Origin of the sequence: Sphingobacterium sp. SGG-5, assembly GCF_011043525.1 — a bacterium.
Taxonomy (GTDB): domain Bacteria; phylum Bacteroidota; class Bacteroidia; order Sphingobacteriales; family Sphingobacteriaceae; genus Sphingobacterium.
Window position 1 is genome coordinate 51018 of the sequence record NZ_JAAKGO010000004.1, and the last position, 11844, is coordinate 62861.

Annotated in this window: 7 protein-coding genes; 5 read left to right on the forward strand and 2 right to left on the reverse strand. The window is 43.1% G+C overall.

Annotated elements, in window-relative coordinates:
* Positions 1-45 precede the first annotated feature (45 nt).
* Together G5B30_RS06705 and G5B30_RS06710 are read right to left on the reverse strand one after the other, a co-directional pair.
* The gene (locus G5B30_RS06705) at positions 46-1200 is read right to left on the reverse strand and encodes a FecR family protein (protein WP_165319210.1); all 1155 of its coding nucleotides are present in this window, start codon (positions 1198-1200) and stop codon (positions 46-48) included.
* A 67-nt stretch (positions 1201-1267) separates the two neighbouring features.
* On the reverse strand, positions 1268-1816 hold the full coding sequence (locus tag G5B30_RS06710; RefSeq protein ID WP_165319211.1) for an RNA polymerase sigma factor: 549 nt from the start codon (positions 1814-1816) through the stop codon (positions 1268-1270).
* Positions 1817-2366: 550 nt separating this feature from the next.
* Here G5B30_RS06710 and G5B30_RS06715 point away from each other — a divergent pair.
* From G5B30_RS06715 to G5B30_RS06735, 5 genes are read left to right on the forward strand one after another with little or no spacing between them, the layout of a single operon-like run.
* Positions 2367-5357, forward strand: a complete 2991-nt coding sequence (locus tag G5B30_RS06715) for a SusC/RagA family TonB-linked outer membrane protein (protein WP_165319212.1) — start codon at positions 2367-2369, stop codon at positions 5355-5357.
* A gap of 19 nt (positions 5358-5376) precedes the next feature.
* Entirely contained in the window at positions 5377-6936 is a 1560-nt protein-coding gene (locus G5B30_RS06720; RefSeq protein ID WP_165319213.1) for a RagB/SusD family nutrient uptake outer membrane protein, read from the forward strand.
* A 17-nt stretch (positions 6937-6953) separates the two neighbouring features.
* Positions 6954-7631, forward strand: a complete 678-nt coding sequence (locus G5B30_RS06725) for a hypothetical protein (protein ID WP_165319214.1) — start codon at positions 6954-6956, stop codon at positions 7629-7631.
* Positions 7616-8671: a DUF5007 domain-containing protein gene (locus G5B30_RS06730; protein ID WP_240903128.1), complete on the forward strand. Its 1056-nt coding sequence runs from the start codon at positions 7616-7618 to the stop codon at positions 8669-8671. The genes G5B30_RS06725 and G5B30_RS06730 overlap by 16 nt, the downstream gene beginning before the upstream one ends.
* A gap of 12 nt (positions 8672-8683) precedes the next feature.
* Positions 8684-11830 carry a SusC/RagA family TonB-linked outer membrane protein gene (locus G5B30_RS06735; protein WP_165319215.1) on the forward strand — a complete coding sequence of 1049 codons (3147 nt, stop codon included), beginning with the start codon at positions 8684-8686 and terminating at the stop codon, positions 11828-11830.
* Positions 11831-11844: the final 14 nt, after the last annotated feature.

Consider the following 11844-nt stretch of genomic DNA (forward strand, 5'->3'; position numbering starts at 1 on the left):
TGCATGCTGAGGTTTTTTACGGATTACATGCAATGAATACGTTGATTATGGCATGACTGTAATCCTCCTTCCTTCTACTTTAAAGTGCATATTTCCAGTAGCTTCCAGTATTTCCAAGGTTTCCCGCAATGGGTTGGAACGGGATACCGAACCGCCAAAATAGATTTCATCAAAATTACCTTGATAGGCGATCTCGATATTATACCATTTCGCAATTTTCCGCATGGCCGCCCGCACTTCCATATTATTGAAAATAAAATATCCATTCTTCCAATCAATAGCTTCTTCCACATCGACCGGGTGAATGCGAAACGTATCACCGTTTAAGGCAGACTGCTGTCCGGGCCGAAGGATATGAGTTGTTGAGCTATTCCGGAGACCTACACGCACACGGCCTTCGATAAGGGTGGTTTTGATGCTTGTTTCATCGGGATAAGCATTGATATTAAAATGGGTACCCAACACGACGACTTCTTGTCGATTGGCAATGACTTTAAAAGGTTTATGCTTGTTTTTGGTTACCTCAAAATAGGCTTCTCCGGTTATTTCTACCTGCCGTTCTTTTCCACTAAAAGCCAGGGGATATCGGATGGAGGAAGCTGCATTCAGCCAAACCTTGGTCCCGTCGGGCAAGACAACTTGATATTGTCCGCCCATCGGAGTCTCGACCGTGTTGAGAGCCTGATCCAGGTTTTCGGTCGGTATATCGCCGTTTAGATGTTCGCATATCAACTGCCCGTCGGCTGTTTTTGTGAATTTCACCCCCTGATAGGTGAGAATCTGCCCGGTATTTAAACTGTCGAGGACAATGCGTGAACCATCGGATAGGGTTAAGATGGCTTTGTTGCCACCGGGTTCGATGACAGTAGTGTTCGCTACCGTCGGTGTCCTACTATCGAGCGAAGGAGTACGATAGAAATACCAGACGGCACTCATTATCATCAATGCGACGGCGGCAGCCGAAGCTGCCCAATAGATTTTTCTAAAGCTCCTTGATGGGATAGGCGGGTGCATCTGTTGCTGTATCCTTGCGAAGAGCTCGTCTTTTACGGCACTCCTTTCCCCCATCTCTTCCTCATTCCAATCGGGCTGTTTATGATTTAGCGTGTTAATGATATGGTTATACCGGGCGATTTCTTCGTCTGTTGCACGACCATCACTAATTTTTTGCGCTAAAATCGAGAGTTCGTTATCCTTCATATTTGTGCGTTCTACGTATGAGGCACATCAAAAGGACTTATCCCCCAAAGGATTTAGAAATATTTTTTTAATAATCTCTTCCGAGCTTTAAGCGTAACCGCTTTAGAGCGATTGTCAGTTGATTTTCCACGGTTTTTTCAGAAATATTCAGCTTACTTGCTATTTCTTTATTATTCAATTGTTGGCTTCTGCTTAAGTGAAACACCTCTTTACATCGATCGGGTAGGCCTTCGGTAAACTGTTGGATAATGAGCTTTAATTCGGCTACTTCTACGGAGGAATCTACAAAGGAGGTGTCGGGAATGCTCGCATGGGCTGCATGATATAGATTACCGCGTGTTTTACCGTCACGTATGCTATTGGCTATTTTATATTTCACAGCGCCATATAGATAACTTTTGAGTGAGGTGACTTGTAATTGTGTGCGATGATTCCATATCCAGATAAAAACTTCCTGTAATACATCCATGCATACATCGCGGTCTTTCAAGACATGGAAGGCAGACCGGTATAAAGATTCCCAATAGCGGTTATAAATTTCTGTAAAAGCACCTTCATCGCCGCTCTTTATGGAGGCAAGGAGTTCATGATCTTCGAAATTCGTATAACTGGACATTTCTAATGGTCTTTCTTGCTTAGTTTATACTTATCGGTAACGGAAGGTCTATACGATAGAGTAAAACTACTTATTTTAATTTATAATCTGCAAAAATTTTTTTTAAATGGGAGGTTTTTTGGCTTTACTAAAAATAAGTGATATTACCGAATCGTTGAAAGGTGGTGGATTTGTTTAAGAAGGTTTTTGCTGTACCCATTTTGTACCAATTATCGAAACTCAATTACCTCAATAATCAAAAATCTATTTTTAGTTGAAAATCCACTTTATGAAAAAAATAAGGAAAGAATATCTTGATATTATGTGTGTTATGAAAAACTAAATGTCGTGTTTGATGTTGTATATGTTACAAACGTTGCTTGATATCAGTGTTGTGCAATCGATTGATTTAAGTTACGCAAACGATTTCTTTTTCAAATCACTTGTAGTTTTGATGTTTAATGTTGACGTTTGATTTAACATTATTTAACCAATAGAGGCATTTAAATCTAGCCACATGATTATAAATCTAATTAAGAGCAATTCTTTGCGAATAATTCATCGTTGTTTGATGAGGGAAGGATGGAACGTATTGGTTCTGTGTGTATTGACCATACCATCCTTGACTTACGCGTCGCGGTTCTCCGAAACTTATGCAGTTAAAATGTCGAGAGAGGGTGATAATAAACCCACTTTTACCCGAAGAGCCAAGCTCGATCAAACGATAATCTTCCAAGATACGACAGCGGAAATCAGTGATGAAGCGAAAGCAAAAATCAACAATCTAAACAGACTGTTGCTTACCGCAGACAGCGTCGATCTTACCTCGGTTAAAAATAACCCTTATCTCTCGGTTGGTGATTATTTGGTCGGACAGTCCGCAGGTGTTTATGTGCAGAATCCTACTGCCGAGCCGGGAACCTATCAAAATATTCTTTTAAGGGGATTGTCTTCGCCCCAATTCAACAACCGTGATATTACGAACAATCAAGCGGTTGTCTATGTAAACGGGATACCCATGGGTCAAGAGAATAACTTTGCCTACGATATACAGCGCTATGATTATAACCGCATAGGACCAGCAACAGATTATCTCTCTTCGATTGACCTTTCTGCTATTAAATCCATTGAGATTATAAAGGATCCTATTCGCTTGGCTGAATTAGGTCCACTGGCTTCAAATGGTGTGATTTGGATTACGACACACGGTGGTCGATCGGGAAAGAGACAGATCTCGGTAAATGGCTATTATGGTTTTAATACGAAGCCAGTGGTGACTCCGTATAACGCCCAATATGAGGATCTCTTTAGAAAGAATTTCTATAGTAAATACGGTACGATAGATGATGTGTTGAAATATCCTGGATACTTGGCTGATTCGACCAACTTAAATTATTATGGCAATGCCGATTGGTCTGATCTGTATTATTCTACTTCTTCATTGTACTCCTTGGACATGATGCTGAATGGTGGGACAGATCGAGCCAATTTTGGTTTTTTTGGAAGTCATACTCGTAATGCTATTTCATCTGACGATGCGGACTTACAGCGTTATAATGTGCTGATCAATATCAATATGTTGCCTTTTGAATGGTTTAAAGTTTCGACCTATCTCAATGGGCGGCGATTGGATAGAGGACGGAATAGGAACCTGAGAGACCGCTATGCAGAAATGGCTTATTTACCGGACCTGTCTACTCCGCTGTCTCCGAATAAAGAAGTATACCAAAAATATATAGATCACTATAAACGGGAGGTAGTGGACGATAATGTGAACACAAACTTTCAGGGAAATCTAAATCTTTCGTTGGATATCCTGAAAGAATTGAACTTTACGACTTCATTCTCCGTAGACTATAATGAAGGGGTGCGTGACCTGTTCTATCCGAGTACCTTGATGGAAACGATTAATTATATGTCTACTTACTACGGATACACCCAACGTTTTGTGTTCAGTAATAGATTGTCTTACAATAAACTACTCGAGAATGATCATTTGTTTAAAGCCACGATAGGTTCGGACTATTCTGAAGATGTCTATCGTTATAATTACGCCAGGGCATACGATGGTCCCAATGATTATATCAAGCTCAATGTCGTCGAGGGCAATTCGGATTATGCGGATTATCTACAGCCTAAAGGTGGACTCCGGGTATTGCGCTGGAATAACAAAGAGCAATTTCACCTACATTCATTGTACAGCAAATTTGACTACGCGATCAAAGATCTTGTAGATCTTGAAGCCGTGTTGCGCTGGGATGGATCTTCTACTGTACAACGTGACAGCCGGTGGCTATTTACACCGGGCGCGAGTGCACGTTGGCATATCGATAAGAATTTTGGCTTGGCAAACCTATTCAATGTGAAGCTGGCATATTCCCGGATAGGAAAACCGGTGTACAATAGTCGATATGCAACAGGGCCACAATATGCAGCCAATTTGGGCTGGACAGAAGATCCTACGGTTTCTTCTTATTATGGGTTTGCGGGAATATCGCGTGATTATTCCTTTGGCTGGACAGGTTACAACCTGAAATGGGCCTATAGCGACAAGTTGGAGTTGGCAATCAATAATTCTTTCTTGAAAAACAGATTGACCACGGTGGTGGCATTCTACCAGACGGATGACAAGGATCAGATCGTGCTGGCTCCGGTGCCGTCCGAGTTTGGTTATGTCGGGCAATATAAAAATGGTCTGACCGTCAGAAACCAAGGTGTCGATATTTCAGCCAATGCTATCGTATCACCTGCAAAAGAGAATGCTTTGGGATGGACTGTCGGTTTGAATCTCAATGTCAATAGCAATAAGGTGACAGCTTTGCCCGAGGGATTGCAAGAGCTGAAGATAGGTGCCAATAAGCTGAAGGTGGGCGAAGCCGTAGACAATTTTTGGTTATTGGAAAATCAGGGAATATATACTGCTTCTGCGCAGATACCTTCCGGATTGACCAATAATGGAGTTGCATTTGCTGTGGGAGATGCCAACTGGGTAGACCAAAACAAGGACAAGGCGATCAGTGAGGACGATAAGGTTTTCAAAGGCCGGTTTACGCCAAAGTTTTTTGGTGGTTTCAACAATACATTGACTTATAAGGGAGTCGATCTTCATTTGGCCTTTACCTATGCTCTAGGTCATAAGGCACTGAACCAACGTGCTTCAAATCGGTATGATTTTATCAACAACGAGTCGAAGAATTCCATCCATGGTATAAGAGAGATCTTTCAGTGGCAACAAGATGTTGACATCAGTAAGTATCCTTATTATAATGTGTGGAGCGGCACGGCACCTTACCGATTGGATCAAGATCTATTCCTGGAAGATGCATCCTATCTTAAGTTGCGCTCATTGTCTATGGGGTATGATCTGTCTAAACTTTCGAGTATTGTATCTCTGGCACCGACGGTGAGAAGAGCATACGTTTATTTGACCGCGAACAATCTATTTACCGTGACCAAATTTTCGGGCAATGATCCTGAACTGGTCAATTTCAACGGTATATACGATGGGTACGGCCTGCCGCTGACCAAGACATTCACATTGGGGCTTAAATTGGATTTATAACATATTAGCAGTTTTTGAGATGATGTTAAAGAAAATAAGTATAAAATATAGCTTAATAGCCTTCGCTGTATTGAGTTTGCTTCATTCCTCATGCAATAAGGCGCTGGACGTCGCGTCCGTACAAGTATCTTCGGAGGAAAGGCATTGGCAGAGTATCAGTGACACCAAGGCTGCTTTATTGGGTCTTTATGGTCTGCTTAGGTCTGCTATGGTAGACAATAATGCCCACTGGATGTATGGAGAATTGCGGTCGGGTGACTTTGCGGCATATTCCCGGCCAGAATTGACAGCTCTGATTCACAATGATCTGAACAAATCGTATACGCTGTTGGAGAACCTATCCAATTGGCGCAGATTTTATGCGGTCATTAATGCCACGTCTCTCTTCATAGAGCGTGCACCGGAAGTTTTGCAACAAGACAGGCGTTATACGCAGCAAAATCTGAAACTGGATATTGCACAAGCCCGGGCCATACGCGCTTTTACGTATTTCTACATGGTACGGATATGGGGGGATGTACCTTTGATTACTTCCTCTTTTGACAACGGCAAGTTTCCGGAGTTTTCCCGTACGGACTACCGTTTGGTATTAAAATTTGCGGAAGACGAATTGACCGAAGCTGTGGAAGATCTTCCGTTTCGCTATGGGGTAGATCCCCAGCTGTATTATGGATCCATGACGGGTACCTGGCAAAAGGTCTTGTTCAACAAGATAACGGCGTATGCTATTCTTAGTCATTTGGCAGCTTATCAAGGCAAATATATTGATGTAGCTAGTTATACGGAGTTTATTTTCGACAACTATACCCAATCCTCTATTCAATATACTACGGATATAAAACCTTCCTCGGCCTCAGAACCCGGCCTGACGGGTTATTATGGTATATTTTCAAATAATTATACCAGAGGACAAGTGCTTAGCCTGAGCTCGGCATACGTCTATGGCGAAGCTACCGCCTCGGGACATATTGAGCAGCTTACGCTGGCATCACCTTTTATCAACAGGACTAACCCAGACATATATGTCTCTAAGGATACCATCAATAAGCTGTATACAGAAGAGAAGGACAGACGGTTTGGCATAGACCGGACGAACCCGGAAAAGCCACTTTACAGGGAGAATTTTTTTTATAACTACACAAATGAAATACCGGTCTTTGCAAAGATCAATGTGGTTCGCGATGGTGGTAGTGATGGTAACTACGCTGTTTTTGGATCCAACTTGGTTTTTACCAGATTGGAAGAATTGATCTTGTTGCGGGCAGAAACTATGGCCGTATTGCGGCAGTACGTCAGTGCCATTGAGTATCTGAATATTGTGAAGACGATGCGCAATACTGCGCCATACCAGCTGTCTGATATGGATACGAAGCCTCTTATTGACGAAATTTTTGAAGAAAGAAGGCGAGAATTGATCGGAGAAGGCTGGCGGTTCCATGATCTGATCCGATTGAACCGGATCAAACCGATGAATGCGGATATCGTGTCTCTTTTGGAGCAAGGAGGCAATTATTGGCCTATTTCGTATCAAGTGCTGGAGAATAATAAGCAGTTGAAGCAAAATGATTTTTGGAAATGATTTTAGATAAGCTAAACATGATGAAGTACGTTACCTATACCGCTTTTTTAATAAGTGTGTTATTCGCAGCAGGTTGTCAGAAAGGGGACAGCCACTATTTGGACTACAATACATCGGCTATCAAATATGAGGGTACAGTGTATGATTTTTTGATACATCAGCCGGGAGTATACGATTCGTTGGCTTTGGTACTGGAACGTTTGCCCCAGTTGAAAGCTAAGCTGAACAATCCTCAAAGCCATGTCACCTTTTTTGCAGCAAATAATAGGGCTTTTGCTTTGGCATTGACCAACCTGAACATCGCCAGGAAGAACAACGGTCTGAAAAGCCTGTATCTGGAGGATATCGATTTGGGATTGCTCGATGAGTTGATGTACAGATATGTTTTTGACGAGGAGAAAAGTGTCGAAGACTTTAAGCCGTATCTGGATGGTGTCAGTGTTTTCAGTTCAAAATACGGTTATGAGATGCATGTGCTTTATCAGGTCTTGACTTCTTCGGGTCTTGTCGGGGGTGGGCAGCAACAACTGATGTTCAGCGATGTCAATGGATCGATCTACCAAAGGTATTGGGACAGCACGACCACATCCTCGGTAGATATGTATACCACCAACGGAATATTGCATACATTAACTCCGAGACACGAGTTCGGATTTGGAAAATTAACCATTTATTTATCATGGTATGGATTATGAAACAGGTATTGAATATATATAATTTGCGGATTACGATATCGTGGCTGATGTGCGCGGTATTGTTGAATACGGGCTGTACAAGTCTTATTCCGGAAGATCTGGATGCACTGGGAGACGATGTTACCTTGACACTTACTGAATTTACGCCTTATCTGGGACGTACATCGGTGTATGAAAATGTCGTCAATGTGAGCAACAAATCGACGTTGCCCTTGACATTCAACGTGGTAGGCGTGCGTACTTTTGAGGGGGCACCTGCACCTGAGCTGATGGAAAAATATCCGGTAAAGGTATGGCATCAGACGTATACGGGAGAAGAAAAGTCTGTGGAGGAAATTGAAGCCAAACGTCGGATAGAGTACAGACCTATGCTCGACATACAGCACAAGAACGGGGATATCATTTTTTGGAACACGGGTAAGTCGTCTTTTCTGAAGACCATTCCCAGTGACGGTTATCTGTTTGATCTGGAGATCCAGAATAGCGGAGGAAGAAAGTACGTCCGTGAGGTCGCTTTGAAACCGTTCAAAGAAAGGCCTTATGAACCGTCACAGTACGATCCAGCATCGGGACTGTCTACAACGGCCTATCTCAGACCATCTTATCTCAATATATACGGGAAGCGGACGGGCAATATCGTGATGGACGTACGGGCTTATATCTTTAAGCAGACCGAAAACCTTAACCCCGGCAATACATTTACGGTCAGTGTCGTAGACTCATTGGGTCAGGCGATTGATGTCAAGAAGTTTAAGGATACGGACTTCGCCCACTTGGTACATGGATTTAACCCACGGTATCAGGATGGTAAAGTGACTTATGACGTCGTTTATCCTATGCCATTGATCAATTACCCTACTCGCTATACCGATATAGGAGGAGACAGAAGCCGAATTCTGTTACGATACGACAGGATCGGTTTTGGGGGACTGTTGCAGCAGGCCGGTATATGGTTGGATCTGGCCATTTTTGAAGAAGGCCACTGGGAGCTACAGTTTAGGTTTAACGGGGAGAGTCCAAATTTTGATAACGAACAGTAGATTGTTAGCCTTATGGAAAGAATTTATTTAATACTTGTTTTTTGTTCACTGTTTGTGGTGAATGTTTTTGGCCAAGATATTTCAGGTATTGTCAAAGATGAGAAGGGCAAAGGAGTAGCTGCTGTATCCATCAAAGCGTTACCCTCGGGTAAGACTATAGGGGTCACGAACGGTACAGGGGCTTTCAAAGTACCTCTTCCTGCGGGAGCTACTTCGTTGAGCTTCGTACATGCGTCTTACGAGAGTACGACTATGTCGATGGAAAAAGGAAAGACCTACTATACGGTATCTATGATGATCAAGACGACGGAGATCGAAATGGTTACGGTAGGCTATGTGGCCCGTAAAAAGGAATCATTGACCGGTTCAGCAGTAGTAATCAATGCCGATGATATCAAAGATGCCCCTGCAGCTAGTTTTACGGATCTGCTCCAGGGACGTGTACCGGGGATGAACGTACAGCTCAATACCGGTACACCGGGTGTGCGGGGTAGTATGTCTATCCGCGGTCTGAACTCCGCGACGGTAAATATGTCCGGTCAGGATGCTTACCTTAATGCGACATCTCCGTTATTTGTCATCGACGGAATACCTATAGACGAGGGCAATAATTTTGAATACGGTTTTCAGACCCAAGGGCCGGGTGTGAGTCCTATATCCATGATACCTGTCGAAGATCTGGAAGATATCACGGTACTGAAGGATGCGCAGGCTACGGCACTATATGGTTCGAAAGGTGCATACGGGGTCATCCTGGTCACTACAAAACGCGGTAAATCGAGGATACCGATCGTGAGTTATCAATCAAAATACTTTGTCAATACTATCCCGTCACTACGTACGGTGATAGGAGGAATGAATGAACGTAGGATGCGCGTCAATCAGATCTTGCAAAATGACACCAGTATAAATTCGGCGTTGGACCTGATCAATAGCACCCCGTTACTGGCCGACTCTCTGAATGTGTATTATAACAATTCCACAAATTGGCAATCGTTTTTGTATGGCATGACAATGAATACTCAACAGTCCTTGAATATCAGTGGAGGAGACCAATCTTTTAATTACAAGATTGCTCCGGGGTATTACAAGGAAAATGGTATTGTCAAGAATACAGGGTTCACACGATATTCGATGAACACTAATATGCAGTACAGGCCGAGCAATAGTTTTGTGATGAGCGGATATATGAATACCTATATGGTACGTAATAGTTTTGGATCGGGAAATGCATATCAACAAAAAGGTGTAGCATCTTCAGCTAGTACCACATCCCTCTTGCCTCCGCCGTCTATTTATTCAGGCAGTTATGAGGCGCTTGCCTCGACTAATGTCTTGAATGACAATAAAACCGGATATGTAAATACGCAATTACAGTTGGAATATGAGATACTTAAGGGACTTAGAGCGACCTCAAATATCAATTATACCTACGACAATGCGAACCAGGATAAATTTACTCCGGAGTTGTTGAATTCTGGCGAAAGTATGGTATATATCTACAACAGCAGGCGAAACGCGTTGTACAACCGTAATATGCTACAGTACAATACGACTTTCGGAGGTGAAAAACACAATATCTTAACGTACTTTTTTAATGAGGTCGATATGACGGGTTATAGAGCGGAGGCGATGAAACTGATCGGTACGGGCAGTGACAATATACAGACTGCCCTGAGCTATAATTCGAGAAATACATTGGGTGGTGTACTCAACAACCTGAGCGATTTTAAGTCTGCCAGCTATGCGGGCAACCTGACGTATCAATATGATTCAAAATATATAATGGAGTTGTCGTACCGTCTGGACGGTAGTTCCAATAGGGGATCGTCGGGTTTATGGTCGCAAAACCCGTCTGTCGGGCTGCGTTGGAACGCGAATAGAGAAAAGTTTATGGACAGGTGGGACTGGATGAGTACGACGAACATCCGTGCGTCATGGGGGCGGAATATTGTGCCGGTCGGTACGATTTACGATGCTTATGGCCGGTATACACAAGATCCAACGACATACAACGGGCAGCCAACCGTGACGATCAATACAGAACTTATTCCGAATACAGACTTACAGCCTATCGTGACGACGCAGCTGAATCTGGCATTGGAACTAGGGTTTTGGAACGATAGATTATTGGTGACCTATGAAAATTACTATAAACAAGTGGATAAAGACCTGGTCAAGATCGCGTTGCCAAACTATAGTGGTTTCAACGAGAAGAAAGTCAATGAGCAGTCTGTCGTCAATATAGGTCATGAATTGTCTGTCTACTACCGTTCTAACTTTAATAACCCGGACTGGAAAGCCACGGTCTATGCCAACGGAGCCTTGAACAAGGACTATATGGCCGATTTGGCAGGCGATATGCGTCAGGAGATCATGCAGCACAGCGATCCCAACTTGTACTATATCCATATCTTGAAGCGTCTTGGACGTAATGCGCTGACCAATGTGCTTTATGACTACAGGGGTGTGTACAAATCGGACGAAGAAGTTCCGGTCAATCCGGCTACAGGCCTACGCTATCGTCTGGGTGGCGTATTTGGCGATGATGCATTCTTTAGGGCAGGAGACCCTATCTTTACCGATCTGAACGGTGACTATGTGTTGAATGCAGAGGATCTGGTAGCTGCCGGCAATTCGCAGCCACGGTTTACAGGAGGGTTTGGAGCAACTATACAATACAAAAATTGGTCTTTCCAACCGAATTTTGTGCTGACGATCAAGCGTGACATCCTTAATAAGGCCATCGCCGACTATTTCAGGTCGTATTACAATCCTACAGGTTCTGGTAGTTTGCTGCCTATAGACCAGTATGACTATTGGACCCCTACAAATACTTCTGCAACTTATCCTAACCCGTTTGATTTCCGGAGGTCCAGTCTAGTCGACGCTTACAGATACAACTCTACGCTGTTTCAGGAAGATGGTTCTTACCTGAAATTTAATTCAGCCACGTTGTCTTATAATTTTAAGAGAGAGTTTATACAATCGAGACTTGGTATTACTGGACTACGGTTGTTTTTGACCGGATATAATCTGTATACGTTTTCAAGATATTCAGGGCCTGATCCTGAGCTGGTCTCGGCTTTGGGGTATGATACGTCGGACGGTTATCCGCGGGCAAGGTCCTTTACGTTTGGTTTAGATGTTCAATTCTAATAAAAATAGGTTTG

What these genes read in the sequence shown, in the direction of transcription:
- G5B30_RS06705 (WP_165319210.1), bottom strand. Translation starts at nt 1,200, where the DNA reads ATGAAGGATAACGAACTCTCGATTTTAGCGCAAAAAATTAGTGATGGT.
- G5B30_RS06710 (WP_165319211.1), bottom strand. Translation starts at nt 1,816, where the DNA reads ATGTCCAGTTATACGAATTTCGAAGATCATGAACTCCTTGCCTCCATA.
- G5B30_RS06715 (WP_165319212.1), top strand. Translation starts at nt 2,367, where the DNA reads ATGAGGGAAGGATGGAACGTATTGGTTCTGTGTGTATTGACCATACCA.
- G5B30_RS06720 (WP_165319213.1), top strand. Translation starts at nt 5,377, where the DNA reads ATGATGTTAAAGAAAATAAGTATAAAATATAGCTTAATAGCCTTCGCT.
- G5B30_RS06725 (WP_165319214.1), top strand. Translation starts at nt 6,954, where the DNA reads ATGATGAAGTACGTTACCTATACCGCTTTTTTAATAAGTGTGTTATTC.
- G5B30_RS06730 (WP_240903128.1), top strand. Translation starts at nt 7,616, where the DNA reads ATGGTATGGATTATGAAACAGGTATTGAATATATATAATTTGCGGATT.
- G5B30_RS06735 (WP_165319215.1), top strand. Translation starts at nt 8,684, where the DNA reads ATGGAAAGAATTTATTTAATACTTGTTTTTTGTTCACTGTTTGTGGTG.